General features: G+C 73.6%; 21 protein-coding genes. 13 read left to right on the top strand and 8 right to left on the bottom strand.

What is annotated here, in order from left to right; all coding sequences use genetic code 11:
- Positions 1 to 14: 14 nt before the first annotated feature.
- Positions 15 to 890 (bottom strand): transglutaminase-like domain-containing protein, encoded by an 876-nt coding sequence (locus IG88_RS0135035; RefSeq protein WP_031050079.1) that lies wholly within the window; start codon positions 888 to 890, stop codon positions 15 to 17.
- Positions 891 to 1,036: 146 nt separating this feature from the next.
- Positions 1,037 to 2,053: a GNAT family N-acetyltransferase gene (locus tag IG88_RS0135030; RefSeq protein WP_037837352.1), complete on the bottom strand. Its 1,017-nt coding sequence runs from the start codon at positions 2,051 to 2,053 to the stop codon at positions 1,037 to 1,039.
- Positions 2,054 to 2,193: 140 nt separating this feature from the next.
- On the opposite strand from IG88_RS0135030, the gene fdxA reads away from it, so the two are divergent.
- Positions 2,194 to 2,514 (top strand): ferredoxin, encoded by a 321-nt coding sequence (fdxA, locus tag IG88_RS0135025; RefSeq protein ID WP_003973842.1) that lies wholly within the window; start codon positions 2,194 to 2,196, stop codon positions 2,512 to 2,514.
- Between the two features lie 121 nt (positions 2,515 to 2,635).
- On the top strand, positions 2,636 to 3,733 hold the full coding sequence (locus tag IG88_RS0135020; RefSeq protein WP_031050075.1) for a bifunctional succinyldiaminopimelate transaminase/glutamate-prephenate aminotransferase: 1,098 nt from the start codon (positions 2,636 to 2,638) through the stop codon (positions 3,731 to 3,733).
- Positions 3,734 to 3,813: 80 nt separating this feature from the next.
- Here IG88_RS0135020 and IG88_RS0135015 read toward each other — a convergent pair whose 3' ends face one another.
- Complete coding sequence (locus IG88_RS0135015; protein WP_031050074.1) at positions 3,814 to 4,245, bottom strand: hypothetical protein; 432 nt, start codon at positions 4,243 to 4,245, stop codon at positions 3,814 to 3,816.
- A 282-nt stretch (positions 4,246 to 4,527) separates the two neighbouring features.
- Positions 4,528 to 5,508, bottom strand: coding sequence for a heavy metal transporter (locus IG88_RS0135010; RefSeq protein WP_078861696.1), 981 nt, complete (start codon positions 5,506 to 5,508; stop codon positions 4,528 to 4,530).
- Between the two features lie 83 nt (positions 5,509 to 5,591).
- On the opposite strand from IG88_RS0135010, the gene dapE reads away from it, so the two are divergent.
- The gene (gene dapE / locus IG88_RS0135005) at positions 5,592 to 6,671 is read left to right on the top strand and encodes a succinyl-diaminopimelate desuccinylase (protein WP_031050070.1); all 1,080 of its coding nucleotides are present in this window, start codon (positions 5,592 to 5,594) and stop codon (positions 6,669 to 6,671) included.
- A gap of 116 nt (positions 6,672 to 6,787) precedes the next feature.
- Positions 6,788 to 7,546, top strand: coding sequence for a TIGR00730 family Rossman fold protein (locus IG88_RS0135000; protein WP_031050066.1), 759 nt, complete (start codon positions 6,788 to 6,790; stop codon positions 7,544 to 7,546).
- 27 nt (positions 7,547 to 7,573) lie between these two features.
- On the opposite strand, the gene folP is transcribed toward IG88_RS0135000, so the two are convergent.
- A complete protein-coding gene (gene folP / locus IG88_RS0134995; protein ID WP_031050062.1) occupies positions 7,574 to 8,446 on the bottom strand; it encodes a dihydropteroate synthase in 873 nt (290 codons plus the stop codon).
- A gap of 158 nt (positions 8,447 to 8,604) precedes the next feature.
- Here folP and IG88_RS0134990 point away from each other — a divergent pair, with 158 nt between their 5' ends.
- Together IG88_RS0134990 and IG88_RS0134985 are read left to right on the top strand one after the other, a co-directional pair.
- A complete protein-coding gene (locus IG88_RS0134990) occupies positions 8,605 to 8,964 on the top strand; it encodes a DivIVA domain-containing protein (RefSeq protein WP_031050059.1) in 360 nt (119 codons plus the stop codon).
- The gene (locus IG88_RS0134985; protein WP_031050056.1) at positions 8,961 to 9,545 is read left to right on the top strand and encodes a DNA-3-methyladenine glycosylase I; all 585 of its coding nucleotides are present in this window, start codon (positions 8,961 to 8,963) and stop codon (positions 9,543 to 9,545) included. Before IG88_RS0134990 ends, IG88_RS0134985 begins: the two co-directional genes overlap by 4 nt.
- 267 nt (positions 9,546 to 9,812) lie before the next feature.
- Here IG88_RS0134985 and IG88_RS0134980 read toward each other — a convergent pair whose 3' ends face one another.
- Positions 9,813 to 10,616 carry an enoyl-CoA hydratase/isomerase family protein gene (locus IG88_RS0134980; RefSeq protein ID WP_031050054.1) on the bottom strand — a complete coding sequence of 268 codons (804 nt, stop codon included), beginning with the start codon at positions 10,614 to 10,616 and terminating at the stop codon, positions 9,813 to 9,815.
- Positions 10,617 to 10,667: 51 nt separating this feature from the next.
- Here IG88_RS0134980 and IG88_RS43600 point away from each other — a divergent pair, with 51 nt between their 5' ends.
- On the top strand, positions 10,668 to 10,832 hold the full coding sequence (locus tag IG88_RS43600) for a hypothetical protein (protein ID WP_158854173.1): 165 nt from the start codon (positions 10,668 to 10,670) through the stop codon (positions 10,830 to 10,832).
- A 144-nt stretch (positions 10,833 to 10,976) separates the two neighbouring features.
- On the top strand, positions 10,977 to 11,144 hold the full coding sequence (locus IG88_RS42040) for a DUF3117 domain-containing protein (RefSeq protein WP_003966491.1): 168 nt from the start codon (positions 10,977 to 10,979) through the stop codon (positions 11,142 to 11,144).
- A 97-nt stretch (positions 11,145 to 11,241) separates the two neighbouring features.
- Here IG88_RS42040 and IG88_RS0134970 read toward each other — a convergent pair whose 3' ends face one another.
- Positions 11,242 to 11,940 (bottom strand): O-methyltransferase, encoded by a 699-nt coding sequence (locus IG88_RS0134970; protein WP_078861694.1) that lies wholly within the window; start codon positions 11,938 to 11,940, stop codon positions 11,242 to 11,244.
- Positions 11,941 to 12,243: 303 nt separating this feature from the next.
- Between IG88_RS0134970 and sigE the strand changes: the two genes are divergently transcribed.
- The 5 genes from sigE (at position 12,244) to IG88_RS0134945 (ending at position 17,507) form a co-directional block, all read left to right on the top strand.
- Entirely contained in the window at positions 12,244 to 12,912 is a 669-nt protein-coding gene (gene sigE / locus IG88_RS0134965; RefSeq protein ID WP_030400729.1) for an RNA polymerase sigma factor SigE, read from the top strand.
- Complete coding sequence (locus IG88_RS0134960; RefSeq protein WP_031050051.1) at positions 12,909 to 13,901, top strand: anti-sigma factor family protein; 993 nt, start codon at positions 12,909 to 12,911, stop codon at positions 13,899 to 13,901. The genes sigE and IG88_RS0134960 overlap by 4 nt, the downstream gene beginning before the upstream one ends.
- 94 nt (positions 13,902 to 13,995) lie before the next feature.
- A complete protein-coding gene (locus IG88_RS0134955; RefSeq protein WP_031050047.1) occupies positions 13,996 to 15,999 on the top strand; it encodes a S1C family serine protease in 2,004 nt (667 codons plus the stop codon).
- A 147-nt stretch (positions 16,000 to 16,146) separates the two neighbouring features.
- Positions 16,147 to 16,611: a sec-independent translocase gene (locus IG88_RS0134950; RefSeq protein ID WP_031050044.1), complete on the top strand. Its 465-nt coding sequence runs from the start codon at positions 16,147 to 16,149 to the stop codon at positions 16,609 to 16,611.
- A 224-nt stretch (positions 16,612 to 16,835) separates the two neighbouring features.
- Positions 16,836 to 17,507 carry a hypothetical protein gene (locus IG88_RS0134945; protein ID WP_031050042.1) on the top strand — a complete coding sequence of 224 codons (672 nt, stop codon included), beginning with the start codon at positions 16,836 to 16,838 and terminating at the stop codon, positions 17,505 to 17,507.
- A 94-nt stretch (positions 17,508 to 17,601) separates the two neighbouring features.
- Here IG88_RS0134945 and IG88_RS0134940 read toward each other — a convergent pair whose 3' ends face one another.
- Positions 17,602 to 18,735, bottom strand: coding sequence for an Mrp/NBP35 family ATP-binding protein (locus tag IG88_RS0134940; protein WP_031050039.1), 1,134 nt, complete (start codon positions 18,733 to 18,735; stop codon positions 17,602 to 17,604).
- Between the last annotated feature and the right edge of the window lie 4 nt (positions 18,736 to 18,739).

The following is an 18,739-nucleotide window of genomic DNA, read 5'->3' as shown; positions in this document are numbered from 1 at the left end:
CCCTCCCCGACCGCTCAGTTCAACATCGCCCGAGCCGCCCGGGCCTCCCCCCCCACCTCCTCCGCGACGGCCCCGTCCACGGCCCCCACCACCTCCGCGTACGCCTCCAACTCCCCGGCCCCCGCCAGGAACTCCCCCCGCTGCACCAACAACCGCGCCCGCTCGTACCGCAACCGTGCCGGATGCGCCGGCAACAGCAGCGCCAGCTCGATCGCCCACAGCCCCACCGCCGACTGCTCCGGCCGCCCCGCCGCCCACGCGCGGATGTTGTTCAGCACCCGCGTCACCACCTCCAGCGGCGCCGCGGGCTCCAGCATCGACGGCCGCAGCTCCGCCCCCGTCGCCCCGGCGACCAGCGTCTCCGCGTCCTTGCCGCTGAGCAGCCGCCCCCCGTCGAACGGATCGACGAGCACCCGCCCGGCCGCCGTGCCCCCGCCCTGCGCCCCGAACCCGACCACGAAGTGCCCCGGAAGCGCGACCCCGTACACGGGCGCCCCCGCCCGCCGGGCCACCTCCAGCCACACCACCGACAGCAGGATCGGCAGCCCGCGCCGCCGCCGCAGCACCTCGTGCAGCAACGACGACTCCAGCCGCTGGTAGTCCGCGGCCACCCCGCGGAACCCGTACCGCCCGCCGAGCAGGTCCCGCAGCGCCTCGGCCCACGCCCGCGGCGTACCGGGCCGGAACGGCAGCTCCCCGGCCAGCCGGTCCAGCTCCACCTGCGCGGCGTCCAGCGCCCGGTCGTCCAGCGCCCCGTCCGCCTCCGCGCCCACCAGCAGGCACAGCGTGGCCAGGTCGGGCCGCTCGGACCGCGCCTCTTCGGCGAACCGCCGCCGCACTTCGGCCGAACGGTCCGGCGACGGGGGCTGGGGAGGACGTGGATGACGCATGGCGGGCCGGTGCCCTTTCACAGAGGTGTCGACAGGAGGCGGTACGACGCGGGACGAGGGGGACGACGCGGGACGGTACGCCCGGGGGACAGGGGCCAGGAGCGCGCCGACCCGGGGCCCGGGCCGGGGGACAGGGTCCCGGCCGGCTACCGGCCGTCCCCGCCGTCCCCGGGCTCCCGGTAGTGGTGGTAGGCGTGGTGCGCGGCGAAGCCCGTCCCGGCGTACAGCGCCCGGGCCCCGGTGTTGTCCGTCTCCACCTGGAGCCACGCCGCCGACGCGCCCTCGTCGAGCGCCCGCCGGGCCAGCGCGGCCATCACGGCGGTCGCGAGCCCGCGGCGCCGCTGCGCGGGGTCGACCTCGACCGCCGCGAAGGAGGCCCAGCGCCCGTCCACGACACACCGCCCGATCGCCGCCGGCACCCCCGCCCCGTCCGAACCCGGCACCGTGGCGAACCACACCGACGGCCCGCCGCCCAGCACGCGCAGGGCCACCTCGCTCACGCCCTTGCGCTGGTACCGGGCCAGCCAGGCCTCGTCCGCCTCCCGGGACAGCACCACACCGTCGCCCCCGGCCCGGTCGGCGACCGGCGCGAGCCCGCCGGTCCACACCTCCGCCGTCACCTCCCGCACCCAGCCCCGCCGTTCCAGCTCGGCGCACAGCAGCTCCTGCGTGCCGGCGGCGCCGGTGGCGGTCTGGACGTACGCGGGCAGCCCGCGTACGCGGTACCAGCGCCGTACGGCCGTCAGCGCCTCGTCGAGCGGGAGCCCCGGATCGCCGAGCGGCAGCACGGAGTTGGCCCGCCGGGTGAAGCCCCCGGCCGCCCGCAGCTCCCACGCGCCGAGCCGCTCGCTCTCCACCGGGGGCCAGGCGCGCGCGCCGGCCCGCGCCAGTTCCCCGTAGGACGCGGCGGGCCCGCGCCTGCGGGCGGGTGCGGGCGGCACGACCTTCCCGGCGACCAGGTCGGACTCGGCGACCCGGACGGTCTCGCCACTCTTTCGTGTGATCAGCAGCACACCATCGGTCCAAGATGTGAGAACACCGACCGTGTCGGTGAACCTCTCACCTGCGACACCAGCGTCGCCCAAGCGCCGTACGGAGACTCGTCTGCCCACGTCAGCAGCGGTGATACGGACCTCAAGCCGTCCTGCGGCAGAGATTTCCACGGGTCTGTTCACCCCTCCTGTTCGGATCATGCCCAAGAACGGAGATACTAGGGGCGGGCATCGACGACGCCGCGCTCCCGCGCGCCAGGCGGCGGAGCCTACGGAGGCCCGCCAGCGCCCTATCGAGGAGGAACGACAGCGTGACCTACGTCATCGCGCAGCCTTGTGTCGACGTGAAGGACAAGGCGTGCATCGAGGAGTGCCCGGTCGACTGCATCTACGAGGGCCAGCGGTCCTTGTATATCCACCCGGACGAATGCGTCGACTGTGGTGCCTGTGAGCCGGTCTGCCCGGTCGAGGCGATCTTCTACGAGGACGACACTCCCGAGGAGTGGAAGGACTACTACAAGGCGAACGTCGAGTTCTTCGACGAGCTCGGCTCGCCCGGCGGCGCCAGCAAGCTGGGGCTGATCGAGCGCGACCACCCGTTCGTCGCCGCGTTGCCGCCGCAGAACCAGTAAGAGCGGCCCCGCACACGCGCCGCCTCGGTCCCGTACGGCCCGGTCACCCCGATCGGCGCCGCACGGGACCGAGGCGTTTGCCGCAGCACCGGGCGCCGACGAGGAAAGGGAGCCACCCACCGTGTCCGCAGTCTCCGACCGTCTTCCCACCTTCCCCTGGGACAAGCTGGAGCCGTACAAGAAGACGGCCGCCGCCCACCCCGGCGGCATCGTCGACCTCTCGGTCGGCACCCCGGTCGACCCGGTCCCCGAACTGATCCGGAAGGCCCTGGTGGACGCGGCGGACTCCCCGGGCTATCCGACCGTCTGGGGCACCCCGGCGCTGCGCGACGCGATCACCGGCTGGGTCGAGCGCCGCCTCGGCGCCCGGGACGTCACCCACCGCCACGTGCTGCCCGTCGTCGGCTCCAAGGAACTCGTCGCCTGGCTCCCGACCCAGCTCGGCCTCGGCCCCGGCGACAAGGTGGCCTTCCCGCGCCTGGCCTACCCGACGTACGAGGTCGGTGCCCGCCTGGCCCGCGCGGAGTACGAGGCGTACGAGGACCCGACCGGCCTGGACCCGGCGGGTCTGAAGCTCCTGTGGCTCAACTCCCCGTCCAATCCGACCGGCAAGGTCCTCCCGAAGGCCGAGCTGACCCGGATCGTCGCCTGGGCCCGCGAGCACGGCGTCCTCGTCGTCTCCGACGAGTGCTACCTGGAGCTGGGCTGGGAGGCCGACCCGGTCTCGGTCCTGCACCCGGACGTCAACGGCGGTTCGTACGACGGCCTGGTCGCCGTGCACTCCCTCTCCAAGCGCTCCAACCTCGCCGGGTACCGCGCGGCCTTCCTCGCCGGTGACCCGGCGGTCCTCGGCCCGCTCCTGGAGATCCGCAAGCACGGCGGCATGATGACCTCGGCGCCGACCCAGGCGGCCGTGGTGGCGGCCCTCGGCGACGACGAGCACGTCCGCGTCCAGCGCGAGCGCTACGCGGCCCGCCGCACCGTCCTGCGCGAGGCCCTGCTCGGCCACGGCTTCCGCATCGAGCACAGCGAGGCCGGCCTCTACCTCTGGGCCACCCGCGACGAGTCCTGCTGGGACACGGTCGCCCACCTGGCCGACCGCGGCATCCTGGTGGCCCCGGGCGACTTCTACGGCCCGGCGGGCGAGAACTTCGTCCGCGTGGCCCTGACGGCAACGGACGACCGCGTCCAGGCAGCGGTCGAGCGCCTGAAGGGCTGACCGGCCCGGCCCTGCCCACGCGGGCAAACAGAACGCCGGGCCCCGGGAAAACCCGGGACCCGGCGTCGTACGACCCGGCACTAGCCGATCGGCAGCCCCTGGACCGGCAGCCCGCCCTTGCCCAGCGCGTCCGTCGGCAGTCCACCCTTCGTCGCGGTCGCCGCCGTGTCACCCACGATGTCCCCGGCGGCACCCGCCGCGTCCCCGGCGGCGTTCTGCGCGGCCGGCGTGGCCTTCTTGACGACCGATCCACCGGTCTTGCCGGCGGCCGGCACGGCCTTCTTGACGGCCTTGCCGCCCGTGTCGCCCGCGGACTTGGTGACGCTCTGCGCGGCGGAGTCGACGGTGTTGCCGACGTTCGCCCCGTCCAGGGCGGTCAGCCCCCCGAGGTTCGGGGTGGCCGGCAGTTCGGGAGCCGCGCTCGCGGAGCCGGCCGCACCGACCCCGGCAGCCGCTCCCGCAGCGACGAGCAGCGCGGCACGGGCGATCCGGCGGGTCAGGGGGAGGGACATGATGCTCCTTCGACGGAAGTCAACGGTGATCGTCCGGACTCGGACGCAGTGACTACCGCTCGAGAGCCGCGAAGGTTGCGGCGGCCCAACGTAAAGAGTTGGTAATGCGTCGCATTATCGGGTGCACAGAAAAACGGGCAAAAGCACGCCGGTCGGAAAGTCTGCTGAATCCTTACGGCCCTTGAGTTTCCTGGGTCCCGACGCGTTCGGGGGAGAGTGCGGGAAAACCCGTGCTCCGCGCCGACGCGGTCACACTCCCGGCTGACGGTTCGTACGGGTGAACTACCGGGCGGAGGTGATCCGGACCGGCCCCGCCGCCCGCTCCGCGCCCTTGGCTCCCGCGGCGCCCTTCGGGTACCACTTGCTGTCGGTGTTGCCCGCGGTCCACTCCCGGCCCGCGTAGGTGACCCGCTGGATGCGCAGCGAAGAGGCGTTGGCCACCGCCCAGTGCGCCACCTGCCAGCCGCGCCGCTCGGCCTCCCGCTGCCCCTGCCGGCCGGTGCCGGCGGTCACCGGCACGGTCACCGTGCGCTCGTCGGAGGCGCCCGCGGACCCCGAGGCGCCGGCACCGGCGTGCGCGCCGGCGGACACCTCCGCGCCGGCCGGTTCGAGCACGGCGCGCCCGAAGTCCCGCACCAGCGCCGCACGTACCGCCTCCGGCCCCTTGCGGGGCGCCGAGCCGGGGCGCCCGTCGCAGGTCAGGGTCGCCGCGGACCGTCCGGTGAGCGCGGCGGCGAGCAGCGCGGCGTCGGGCTCGTGCTTGGCGTACGCGTCCGGGAAGCCGCTGCGCTGCACGCGCTGGGCGGCGACGGTCAGCGGCAGGTCCTGATAGTCCGGCACCTTGACCAGGTGGTCGTAGAACCGGCCCGCCGAGTACACCGGGTCCATGATCTCCTCGGGCTTGCCCCAGCCCCAGGAGGGCCGCTGCTGGAACAGGCCGAGCGAGTCCTTGTCGCCGTGGTCCAGGTTGCGCAGCGACGACTCCTGCAGCGCGGTCGCCAGGGCGATCGTCACGGCCCGCTCCGGCAGCCGGCGCGCGGTGCCCACGGCGGTGATCGTCGCCGCGTTCACGGCCTGCTCCGGCGTGAACGCGTACGCCGTCCGGCCGTCCTCCCCGGAGACCACCTTGCACCCGGGGGCGCCCGCGCCGCCGGTGACGTACTGCACGGCCAGGTAACCGGCGACCGCGAGGAGGGCCATGGAGGCGGCGCCCGAACGGGCGAGGCGGCCACGGCGTTTGCGGGGAGGGGACGGCTGGAGCACGCGTACAAGGTACTGGAGGGTAAGGTCCGGCGTCCGCCGGGTACGCACACTGCCCGAAAGGGCAGGGCGCTAGGGTCGGGGCCATGGCCGATACCCCGCTTGACCTCACGCTGGACGCCGCGGAGCTTACCGCGCGGCTCGTCGACCTCCCGTCCGAGAGCGGCACCGAGAAGCCGTTGGCGGACGCGATCGAGAGCGCCCTGCGGGCCCTGCCCCACCTCTCGGTCGAGCGGTACGGCAACAACGTCCTCGCCCGTACGGAACTGGGCCGCGCCGAGCGCGTGATCCTGGCCGGCCACATCGACACGGTGCCGATCGCCGGCAACGTCCCCTCCCGGCTGGACGAGGACGGGGTCCTGTGGGGCTGCGGCACCTGCGACATGAAGGCGGGCGTCGCCGTCCAGCTCCGCATCGCGGCCACCGTCCCCGCCCCCAACCGCGACCTGACCTTCGTCTTCTACGACAACGAGGAGGTCGCCGCCGAGCTGAACGGGCTGAAGCACGTCGCCGAGGCCCACCCCGAGTGGCTGGAGGGGGACTTCGCGGTGCTCCTCGAACCGTCCGACGGCCAGGTCGAGGGCGGCTGCCAGGGCACGCTGCGGGTGCTGCTCAAGACGTCCGGCGAACGGGCCCATTCGGCGCGCTCCTGGATGGGCTCCAACGCCGTCCACGCCGCCGCCCCGATCCTCGCCCGCCTGGCGGCGTACGAGCCCCGCTACCCGGTCATCGACGGTCTGCAGTACCGCGAGGGCCTCAACGCGGTCGGCATCTCGGGCGGGGTGGCGGGCAACGTCATCCCCGACGAGTGCGTGGTCACCGTCAACTTCCGCTACGCCCCCGACCGCAGTGCGGAGGACGCCCTCGCCCACGTGCGCGAGGTCTTCGCCGACTGCGGCGTGACCGACTTCGTTGTGGACGACCACAGCGGTGCGGCCCTGCCCGGCCTGTCCCACCCGGCCGCGGCCGCCTTCATCGAGGCGGTGGGCGGCACCCCGCAGCCCAAGTACGGCTGGACGGACGTGTCCCGCTTCGCCGCGCTCGGCGTCCCCGCGGTCAACTACGGCCCCGGCAACCCGCACTTGGCGCACAAGCGTGACGAACGGGTCGAGGTGGCGAAGATCCTGGCCGGGGAGGAGCGCCTGCGCTCCTGGCTGACGGCCTGATCCGCCGGGGCCCACCGCGTTTGTGCCGCTGCGTGGCGGACATGCTGAGGTCCCTCGCACGTAACCCGCGTAGATCTACGCTGAGGTGGAAGAACCCGCGACTGGAGGGAGCACGCATGCCTACTGGCAACCCCGAGGGCAAGAAGCAGCCACCGGAGGAGCAGCGCCTGGGTCCCGTCCTCCGCCGGCGGGACCAGGTGCAGGGGAGCACCACGGACCAGCGGCTGCTGGACGAGCGTGCTCCGACGGACTGGGTGCACACCGACCCATGGCGGGTGCTGCGCATCCAGTCGGAGTTCATCGAGGGCTTCGGCACGCTGGCCGAACTGCCGCCCGCCATCAGCGTCTTCGGCTCCGCCCGTACCCCGGTGGACTCGCCCGAGTACGAGGCGGGCGTGCGGCTGGGCCGCGGTCTGGTGGAGGCGGGCTTCGCCGTCATCACCGGCGGCGGTCCCGGCGCCATGGAGGCGGCCAACAAGGGGGCCCTGGAGGCGAAGGGCGTCTCGGTCGGCCTGGGCATCGAGCTGCCCTTCGAGCAGGGGCTCAACCCCTACGTCGACATCGGCCTGAACTTCCGTTACTTCTTCGTCCGCAAGATGATGTTCGTGAAGTACGCGCAGGGCTTCGTCGTCCTGCCCGGCGGCCTCGGCACCCTGGACGAGCTGTTCGAGGCCCTCACCCTGGTGCAGACCCAGAAGGTGACCCGCTTCCCGATCGTCCTCTTCGGCTCCGCGTACTGGGGCGGCCTGGTCGACTGGCTCCGCGGCACCCTGGTCGCCCAGGGCAAGGCCGCCGAGAAGGACCTCCTCCTCTTCCACGTCACGGACGACGTGGACGAGGCGGTGGCTCTGGTCTCCAAGGAGGCGGGCCGGTAGAGCGGCCGGCCGCGGGCGGGGGCGGACCTACGCCAGCCCCCGCCGGGCCACCGCGGGCTCCCGGTGCCCGGCGATCGTCGACACCATGTCCAGGACCTGGCGGGTCTCCGCCACCTCGTGCACCCGGTAGACCCTCGCCCCCAGCCACGCCGACACCGCCGTCGTCGCCAGCGTGCCGATCACGCGTTCCTTCACGGGGCGGTCCAGCGTCTCCCCGACGAAGTCCTTGTTGGACAGGGACACCAGCACCGGCCACCCCGTCTCCACCATCTCCCCGAGCCGCCGCGTCGCCTCCAGGCTGTGCCGAGTGTTCTTGCCGAAGTCGTGCCCGGGGTCGATCAGCACCGACTCCCGCGGCACCCCGAGTCCCACCGCCCGCTCGGCCAGCCCCAGGGTCACCCGGAGGATGTCGGCCATGACGTCGTCGTACGCCACCCGGTGCGGCCGGGTCCGCGGCTCGGCGCCGCCCGCGTGCGTGCACACCAGCCCCACCCCGTGGCGGGCCGCGACCTCCGCGAGCTTCGGGTCGACGCCGCCCCACGCGTCGTTCAGCAGGTCCGCGCCCACCTCGCAGACCGCCTCGCCGACCTCGTGCCGCCAGGTGTCCACGCTGATGACGACGTCCGGGAAGCGCCGCCGTACCTCCGCGACGAAGCCCACCGTGCGCCGTGCCTCCTCCGCGGCCGACACCTCGTCCCCGGGACCGGCCTTCACCCCGCCGATGTCGATGATCGCGGCGCCCTCGGCCACCGCCTGCTCCACGCGCGCGAGGGCGGGCTCGTCGCGGAAGGTCGCCCCCTGGTCGTAGAAGGAGTCGGGGGTCCGGTTCACGATCGCCATGATCACCGGCTCGTGCGCCGCGAACTCACGCCTGCCCAGCCTGAGCGTCCCCTGTGACATCTTCTCGTCCATACCTGTTCTCTCGTCCCGCTCTCGGCCCCGGGTGCGCGGTCCTTCGACGGCCGCGGCCCCGGCTGTCAGACTCGCATGGCACGATCGGACCCGGCACAACCGACTCGTACTCCGGACTCAACCGACCCGACCGTGGGGGCCCAGCGATGGTCATGTTCCTGTTCCTCGTCATCGCGCTGGCCGTCGTCGTGGCCGCGGTGACGCTCGCCGTGGTCGGCGGCGGCGACAGCGGGCCGCTGCCCGACGCCGCGCCCGAGCGGGTCCGGGACGCGCTGCCGCCGGACCGTCCCGTGGGCCGCGGCGACGTGGAGCGGCTGCGCCTGCCGGTCGTCGTCCGCGGCTACCGCATGGCGGAGGTCGACGACGCCCTCGGCCGCCTCGGCGCCGAACTGGCCGAGCGCGACGCCCGGATCGCCGACCTGGAGTCCGCGCTGGCGGGCGCCCGCACCGCGGCGGCCCACCGGCACGTCGACCTGGACAAGCCGGCCCCCGAGGGGCAGCAGTGAGCGCCGGGGAGGCCGTCGCGGGCCCGGACGGCGCGCTGCGCTGCCCCTGGGCGCTGTCCACCGAGGACTACGTCGCGTACCACGACGAGGAGTGGGGCCGCCCGGTCCACGGCGACGACGCCCTGTACGAGCGGCTCAGTCTGGAGGCCTTCCAGTCCGGCCTGTCCTGGATCACCATCCTGCGCCGCCGCACCGGCTTCCGCAGGGCCTTCGCGGGCTTCGCGATCTCCGAGGTCGCCGCCTTCACCGACGCGGACCGCGAGCGCCTGCTCGCCGACGCCGGGATCATCCGCAACCGGGCCAAGATCGACGCCACCCTCGCCAACGCGCGCGTGCTGGCCGAGTGGGCCCCCGGCGACCTGGACGAGCTGATCTGGTCGCACGCCCCGGACCCGGCGGGACGGCCGGTCCCCAAGACCCTCGCCGACGTCCCGGCCGTCACACCGGAGTCCACGGCGCTGTCCAAGGCGCTGAAGAAGCGGGGCCTGCGCTTCGTCGGCCCCACGACGGCGTACGCGCTGATGCAGGCGGGCGGGCTGGTCGACGACCACCTGGCGACGTGCGCGGCCCGCCGCTCCTGACCCCCGGCAACCGCCCCTCACCGACCCGCCCGTCACCGACCCGCCCGGCTCCGGCCGCCCCGCTGCGTCGGGGCGCGCCTGGAGGGTGTCGTTCGGATCATGCCGGGGTCGCGGGGTCCGGCACGCCGCGCGTCTGCGGCGTTGTCGTCGGGTGCCGGGGCCCCGCCCTGTCGCCCTCTTCCGCCTTGCAACCGCACGCGCCGGACCCCGCTCGGGCCGGTCCGCGGGGCACCGCCGCCCGGAGCCGGCCTGATCCGAACGACACACCTAGCGGCCCAGGTACTTCGGCTTCTGCTTCTCCACGAACGCCCGCACCGCGATCGCGTGGTCCTCCGAGGAGCCCGCGCGCGACTGCAGCTCGTCCTCCTTGTCGAGCGTTTCGGAGAGCGAGTGCGTCATCCCGTACGCCACCGCCTCCTTCAGCGCCGCGTACGCCACCGTCGGCCCCTCGGCCAGCGCCCGCGCCGTCTTCTCGGCCTCCGCGCGCAGCTCGGCGGCGGGCACGACCCGGCCGGCGATGCCCAGTTCGTACGCCTCCTGCGCGCCGATGCTGCGCGGGAAGAGCAGCAGGTCGGCGGCGCGTCCGGGCCCGACGACGCGCGGCAGCGTCCAGGAGATGCCCGAGTCCGCGGTGAGCGCCACGCCGGCGAAGGACGTGTTGAACGCCGCCGTGTCCGCGACGATCCGGTAGTCCGCCGCGAGCGCGAAACCGAGGCCCGCCCCGGCCGCCACGCCGTTCACCGCCGCGACCACCGGCTTCTCGGCCCCGGCGAGGGCCCGCACGATCGGGTTGTAGTGCTCGCGCACCGTGCTCATCGTCTCGCCCGAGCCGTTCTCCCGGTCGGCGGCCAGCAGCCCGATGTGCTCCTTGAGGTCCTGGCCGACACAGAACGCCCGGTCCCCGGCCGCGGTCAGCAGCACCGCCCGTACGGCGTCGTCCGCCGCCGCGGAGCGCACCGCCTCCCGGAGCGCGACCTTGGTCTCGATGTTCAGCGCGTTCATCGCCTCGGGGCGGTTCAGCGTGATCGTCGCGAGCCCGTCGCTCACCTCGTAGAGCACGGTGTCGGCCATGGGGATCCCCTCCGCGTAGTGACGTGCAGTGGCGTGTGTCCGGGAGACAGCATGACGGAGATCACCGGAATCGGATCGCCCGGGCGGTGTGACCTGCGTCAAAGAATTGCGGTCCGTATCCATTCGGCGGAAGTGGGCGAAGGCGCGCAGTATCGCAGTCACATCGCCGAATTGAGTGGTTTTGCTCGCGTGCGTTGCCCAAGCGATGCCGACTGATGTTGGTCATCGGGTCCTGGGATGCGGGATAATGGCTGGGAAGCAATGTGTTCGATGCCGGTGTCGCGCGTCCAGGCCGGATTGCGCGTGCCCTCAGGGGCCGTCGGCGGTGACGGTGAGCTGGTATCAGGAAGGGGAACGAGCATGGCGGCCATGAAGCCGCGGACGGGCGACGGCCCGCTCGAGGTGACCAAGGAGGGGCGGGGCATCGTCATGCGCGTTCCGCTCGAAGGCGGCGGTCGACTCGTCGTCGAGCTGACCCCCGACGAGGCCGACGCGCTCGGCGACGCCCTCAAGAAGGTCGTCGGCTGACGCGCGAGCGACCATACCCTTCAGTCGCCCCGGTACCGCACATGGTGCCGGGGCGATTGTTCTGCACCACGCATTTCCCGGCGTCCCGCGCATTCTGTCAGCGCTTCACGGCGCACAGCAGCCCGTCGCCCACCGGAAGCAGGGACGGCACCAGTTCCTGGCTCTCCCGCACCGCGCGCAGCAGTTCCCGTACCCGCAGCACCTCGGTGGGCTGCGGTCCGGAATCGATGGTGCGGCCGGCGCCGAAGACGCCCTCGAAGGCGACGAGACCTCCCGGACGCAGCAGGCGCAACGATTCGGCGAGGTAGTCCAGGTACTCCAGCCGGTCGCCGTCGCAGAAGACGAGGTCGTACCCGGCGTCCGCGAGCCGGGGCAGCACGTCGAGGGCGCGGCCGGGGATGAACCGGGCCCGGTTGCTGGCGAACCCGGCGGCACGGAAGGCCTGGCGGGCGAACTGCTGGTGCTCCGGCTCCGGATCGACCGTGGTCAGGACGCCGTCCGGCCGCATGCCCCGCAGCAGATGGATCCCGGAGACGCCGCAGCCGGTGCCGATCTCCGCGACCGCCTTGGCGTCCACGGCGGCGGCGAGCAGCCCCAGGGCCGAGCCCGTGCCCGGGGTCACCGAGCGCAGGCCCGCCTCGCGGGCCCGGTCGCGTGCCCAGAGCAGCGCGTCGTCCTCGGCGACATAGGCGTCGGCGAACGCCCAGCTCGTCTGCCGATTGGCGGTAATGACCCTCTCCTGTCCCCGTCGTTGCCTCGGCGTGACTGTATCCGTTGGCGTCGGGAACCCGCAGATGGGACCAGTCGTTCAAAGGGGGAAGCAGAAGGACGGGTGCGGAGACGGCCGAGCGGCCGGGGCCGCGACGGGGGAGGGACGGCGATGGACCAGGGCGTCGAGCGGGTGGCGACCCGGCCGGACGAGCCGGACCGGCCCAGATCAAATTCTCGTAAAACCGCTTATCCGGAGCTAACGGGCGAGGTGGCTATGGTAGGGGCTCCACTGGACACCACCAGAGCCGACAGGGGAGGTGCGGCCGCGCCCGCGGATCGGGGCGGAGTGCTGCGGCGCTTCCTCGGATCGGCAGGCAGGCCGAAATCCGTGAACGACACCGCTGCTGACCACCGCCACGCCGACCGTCCCGCGGGACACGGCCAGACCGCGACCTTCACCGGCGACGCGGACGGGCCTGCGTGGACTCCGCCCTCCTGGGAGGAGATCGTCAGCACCCACAGCGGCCGGGTCTACCGCCTCGCCTACCGCCTCACGGGCAACCAGCACGACGCCGAGGACCTCACCCAGGAGGTCTTCGTGCGCGTCTTCCGCTCCCTGTCGACCTACACGCCGGGCACCTTCGAGGGCTGGCTGCACCGCATCACCACCAACCTCTTCCTCGACATGGTCCGCCGCAAGCAGCGCATCCGGTTCGACGCGCTCGGCGACGACGCGGCCGAGCGGCTGCCCAGCAGGGAGCCCACCCCGCAGCAGCTCTTCCACGACGCGCACTTCGACGCGGACGTCCAGCAGGCCCTGGACACCCTCGCGCCCGAGTTCCGCGCCGCCGTCGTCCTGTGCGACATCGAGGGGCTGTCGTACGAGGAGATCGCCGCGACCCTCGGTGTCAAGCTCGGCACGGTCCGCTCCCGCATCCACCGCGGCCGTTCCCAGCTCCGCAAGGCGCTCGCGCACCGTTCCCCGAAGGCACGGGCCGACCGCCGCTCGTTCGCGGCCGGTGTTCCCGCGCTGGGAGGAGGGGGCACGAGCGCGTGAGTGGGTCACGGCCTGAGTCCGAGGGACACCTCGCAGAGCAGCATCTGGGAGACCGACTCTCCGCCCTGGTGGACGGAGAGCTCGGTCATGACGCGCGTGAGCGCGTGCTGGCGCACGTGGCGACCTGCCCGAAGTGCAAGGCGGAGGTCGACGCGCAGCGCCGGTTGAAGAACGTCTTCGCCGAAGCGGCCCCGCCGGCCCCCTCCGAGAGCTTCCTGGCCCGCCTCCAGGGGCTTCCCGGGGGCGGTGACACGGACGGTGGCGGCTCGCCGCTCGCCGGGCTGCCCGGAGGCTTCGGGGCCTCCGCGCACTCCGGCGTCTTCGGCACCGGCCGGGGCGAGCGGTTCGAGTTCGACTACGTCCCCGCCCGGTCGCACGCCCCCGTCCTGCCGGCCTCCTCCCAGGGCCGAGGCGGCTTCCGGATCCACGACGTGGGCAAGCAGGAGACCGAGCGCCCGGCCTCGCGGGGTCTGCGCATCGCCTTCGCCGCCGCCGGGGCGGTGTCGCTGGCCGCGATCGCCCTGGGCGGCGTCACCCTCGGCATGCCGGACACCAGCACCGAGGCACGCGGCTCGGGCAGCGGCAGCAACGTGACGCCGATGCGCACCCCCGGTTCGGCAGCGGCCACCGGCTCCGAGAGCCAGCGCCGCCGCACGGCCGGCCCCCTGCTCGGACAGGGGCAGCGCACGCTGGGCGACACCCCCGTCGCGCCCACCACGGCCGCCGCCCCGCTGCTGCCGGGGATGCCGGCCCCGGCCGGAGGCGACGCCCGCCAGCAGGCCGTCCGGGCGCTGACCGCTCCGGTGACCGCGGGCGCCGCCGTCATGTCCCCGCTGATACGCCCGCTGGAGGCGGTCCCGCCGCTCTCCCTGAGTTCCTGGTCGGCGAGCGACGAGGTCAGGCCGCCCGGTCTGCTCGCCGCGCCCGGCCCGGCCCCCTCGCCCTACCCGGCGGCCTCCCCGGCCGCGTCCTCCCCTCCGCTTCGCTGAGGGGATCTGCGCGGTGGTCCGCGAACCTGATTGAATCCGGGGTGGCTCCGGAGCCCTTGGAGCCGACGATCTGCGGCCGGCTGCGGGGGAGAACATGAACGAGGGGAAGCCCACGAAGGCGAAGTGGTGGAGTCGTCCCCGCTCGTCCGAAGACACACCCGACGGCGACTTCGAACTGGAGCGCCCCCGCCCGGTGCGCCCCGGGGCAGCGGACCCGGACACCGGCGCGGGCCCGGCCCCCGGCGACCGGCAGGCCGGGACGGGAGACTTCGAGCTGGAACGCCCCGCGGCGCCCAGCGCGGCCGATGAGGGCGACTACCGACTGGAGCGGCCCGAGCGCGAGGAACCGGCGGGTGCCCCGCCGCCGGGCGCCGGCACCGACAGCGACGCGGTACCCGCCAGGGAGGCGGGCGGACCGGTGCCCGAGGAGTCCGGTCCTGCCCCGTCCGGTCGTCCCACCGAGCCCGGTCCCGCCTTGTCGGCCGGCGACGTCCCGGCTGGCGACGCCCCGGTCGGCGAGCGTCCCAAGCCGCTGCACGAACCCGACCCGTACAGCACCCCGCCGTACGGCGAGCCCGGCCCCTGGGCCCCCGCCCCGCCGGTCCAGCACCCGGCGGCCACACCGGCACACGGCACCGTGACGGCACCGCCCACCCCGGCCGTACCGGCACCCGCGACGGCACCGGCGGCCTCTGTGCCGCCGGGCGCGGCACCCGACCCGGCGTTCGCGGACGCGCCGCCTCCGGCACCGGGGCCGGGCCAGGTCCCGCACCCGGCGGCACCCGTCCCGCCGTACGACACGGCGGCGCACGTTGCGCCACCCGCCGCGGCGCCGGCCGCCCCGGCGCCCGACCCGTGGGCAGGACGGACGGCCCCGCCGTCCGACGCCGACCCCGCCGCCGATCCGTGGGGGCGTTACGACCCCTGGGCCGCCTCCGCCGTCCGGTACCACGAAGCGGCCGACCCGACGCCGGCGCGGCGACGTCGGCGCGGGGCGAGGACGCTCGTCGGTGGTGCCCTGCTCATCGCCCTGGTCTCCGGCGGCCTGGGCGGCGCCGTTGGCGCGTACCTGGAACGCAACGGGGGCGTGGGCACGGTCGAGCTGCCGCAGGCCGCGCCCGATGCGGCAGAGCGGGCTCCGGACAGCGTCGCCGGTATCGCCGCGCGCGCCCTGCCCAGCGTGGTGACCCTGCACGTGAGCGGCAGCGGGGCCGCCGGCACCGGCACCGGTTTCGTCCTCGACGACCGCGGCCACATCCTCACCAACAACCACGTCGTGGAACCCGCGGGCTCCGGCGGCGAGATCACCGTGACCTTCAACAGCGGCGACACCGCCGAGGCCACGGTCGTCGGCCGGGACAGCGGCTACGACCTGGCGGTGGTGAAGGTCAAGGGCGTCAAGGGCCTCACCCCCATGCCCCTCGGCAACTCCGACGGCGTGCGCGTCGGCGACCCGGTCGTCGCCATCGGCGCTCCCTTCGACCTGGCCGGCACGGTCACCTCCGGCATCATCAGCGCCAAGGAACGGCCCATCACCGCGGGCGGCGACGAGGGCGACGGCAGCGACGTCTCCTACGTCGACGCCCTGCAGACCGACGCGCCCATCAACCCCGGCAACTCCGGCGGTCCGCTGCTGGACGGCGCGGGCCGGGCCATCGGCATCAACTCCGCCATCCGCTCCGCCGACAGCGGCAGCGCCGAGTCGGACGGCGGTCAGGCCGGTTCCATAGGGCTCGGCTTCGCCATCCCCATCAACCAGGGCAAGCGGGTCGCGGAGGAACTGATCAACACCGGCAGGGCCACCCACCCCGTCATCGGCATCACCCTCGACATGGGCTACGCGGGGGACGGCGCCCGCGTGGGCGCCAAGGGCAGCGACGGCGGAGCCGCGGTCACCCCGGGCGGTCCCGGCGCCAAGGCGGGCATCAAGCCGGGGGACGTGATCACCGCGGTCGACGGACAGCGGGTGCACTCCGGCGAGGAACTCATCGTCAAGACCCGTGCCCACCGCCCGGGCGACCGTCTGGAACTGACCCTGGAACGCGACGGGAAGGAGACGAAGGTCTCACTGGTGCTCGGCTCCGCGGGCGGCGGCTGACCGCCGGGCGGGAACCGACAAGGGCCCAGGAAGGCAAACAATTCGGAAAGCGGTCACGTACACCCGCCCGGCAGCCACGGGACGGTACCGGTCGGCCGGGGTCGGCGGGTACCGTGGTGGCGGCCCGGACATTCCAAGGAGCTTCAGGTGTTCAATGACATAGGCGCACTAGAGCTGGTGACGCTCGTCGTCCTCGCCGTGCTCGTGTTCGGTCCGGACAAGCTCCCCAAGGTCATCCAGGACGTGACGCGCACCATCCGGAAGATCCGGGAGTTCTCGGACAGCGCCAAGCAGGACATCCGCCAGGAGCTGGGCCCCGAGTTCAAGGACTTCGAGTTCGAGGACCTGAACCCCAAGACGTTCATCCGCAAGCAGTTGGACAACGACGAGCTGGGGCTCAAGGAGATCCGCAACGGCTTCGACCTGAAGAAGGAGATGGCCGAGGTCGCGGACGCGGTCCACAGCCGTGACACCGACTCCTCGTCCTCCGGATCGTCGTCCGCCGGCGCCTCCGGTTCCGGCAGCGGCCGTGTCGACATGTCCAAGAAGCCCGGCCCCGCGCAGAAGCCCGCCGCCGACGACCGCCCGCCCTTCGACGCGGACGCCACCTGATCCAGGCCCCCGCGTCCCCCCGCCTGCCCGGGACGTGACGTGACTCATACTCCGGACGGGGCGCGCACGCCCTGAACACGACGCCCGCGCGGCCCACGCGCCGGGCGATTCCCCGGCTGCCGCCAGTGGTGTGGCTATGCTGCCCGAGTTGTTGTGCGGACCGGACGAGTGCGCCCGAAGGGGGGCGGGCACGGTCCGACGAGAGCGAGGAGGCGTCCGGGCACATGGAGACGACGAGTCGGGCAGTCGCACAGACGCCGGCCGCGGAGGGCGGACCCGGGTCCCCCCACGGCCGCCGTACGGTCGACGACTACCTGCGTGCGCCCTTCCCGTGGTACGGCCTCGACGAGGCCTTCACCGGGCCGCGCCGGCTGATGCAGGTCGGTACGGCGGCCGACGGAGCGGTGGAGCACGGTTCGATCGGCCACGGCGACGAGCCGTCGGTCCGCAACGAGCACGTGGCGGGCGACGAGCAGGACGCCAAGGAGAAGTTCGCGGTCGTCGTGACCGTCGCGGCCAACCCCGACCGGCGCAGCGCCGACGGCACGGGCCTGCTGGAGGCCACCTCGGTGTCCTCGGCGGCCTGGCTCGCCGGGGTGGGGCTGCTGTCCTTCACCTGGCCCGGCCAGATGGACCACTCGCTGCGCGACGACTGGCTGGAGCAGCAGACCGAGACCGCGTGGGTCCTCGCGGACGACCTGGAGGGCGAGGACTGGACGACGCTGTCCCTCCCGGTGGACGGCGTGCCGACGCCCTTCCACTACCGGGAGTCCGAGTTCGGCTGGGTGCTGGCCGGCTCCACCGGGCAGGGCGTCCACCTCGGCGCCTACGGACGGGGCATGAGCGCCTACGGGCTGGCCTTCGCCGTGGTCAAGGACATCGCCGCGTACGCCTAGCCGAGGCCCGGTAAGTCCGGCGGCCGGGTGCGTGTGACGAGGGGCGCTGTCCCGGCGGACAGCGCCCCTGCTTCGTACCCGTCCCCCCGGGGGATCAGAACTTGTTCTTCGGCGTGATCCCCAGCGACAGCCCCGAAAGGCCCCGCTGACGGCCTCCCAGCTTGCCCGCGATGGAGCGCAGGGCCGCACCCGCCGGGGAGTCCGGGTCGGACAGGACGACGGGCCTGCCCTCGTCGCCGCCCTCGCGCAGCCGGACGTCGATCGGGATGGCGCCGAGAACCGGCACCGACGCACCGGTCGTACGGGTCAGGCCGTCGGCGACCATCTGCCCGCCACCGGTGCCGAAGACGTCGACCATCTCGCCGCAGTGCGGGCAGGGCAGCCCGGACATGTTCTCGACCACGCCGACGATCTTCTGGTGGGTCTGCACGGCGATGGCGCCCGCCCGCTCCGCCACCTCGGCCGCGGCCTGCTGAGGGGTCGTCACGACCAGGATCTCGGCGTTCGGCACGAGCTGCGCCACCGAGATCGCGATGTCACCGGTGCCGGGCGGCAGGTCGAGCAGCAGGACGTCCAGGTCGCCCCAGTACACGTCCGCGAGGAACTGCTGGAGCGCGCGGTGCAGCATCGGGCCGCGCCAGACGACCGGCGCGTTGCCCGGGGTGAACATACCGATCGAGATGACCTTCACGCCGTTGGCCGACGGCGGCATGATCATGTTCTCGACCTGGGTCGGACGCCCGTCGGCCCCCAGCATGCGCGGCACGGAGTGGCCGTAGATGTCCGCGTCGACGACACCGACCTTGAGGCCGTCCGCCGCCATCGAGGCCGCCAGGTTCACCGTCACCGACGACTTGCCGACGCCGCCCTTGCCGGACGCCACCGCGTACACCCGGGTCAGGCTGCCCGGCTTGGCGAAGGGCACCTCGCGCTCGGTCTGCCCGCCGCGCAGGGCGGAGGCCAGCTCCTTGCGCTGCTCGTCGCTCATCACGTCCAGCTCGACGTCGACGCGCGTGACGCCCTCGACCCGCGACACCGCGTCGCTTACGCGCTGCGTGATGGTGTCCCGCATCGGACAGCCGGAGACCGTCAGGTACACGGCGACCGCGACCGCTCCGTCCGCGCCGATCTCCACCGACTTGACCATCCCCAGTTCGGTGATGGGCCGGTTGATCTCGGGGTCGTTCACCGTCGCCAGTGCCTCGCGCACCGCGTCTTCCGTAGCCATGAAC

The sequence above is a fragment of the Streptomyces sp. NRRL F-5650 genome (assembly GCF_000721365.1).
Classification (GTDB): domain Bacteria; phylum Actinomycetota; class Actinomycetes; order Streptomycetales; family Streptomycetaceae; genus Streptomyces; species Streptomyces ardesiacus.
The sequence above is the reverse complement of the archived record's forward strand: the minus strand, read 5'-3'. Positions and strand labels throughout refer to the sequence as shown.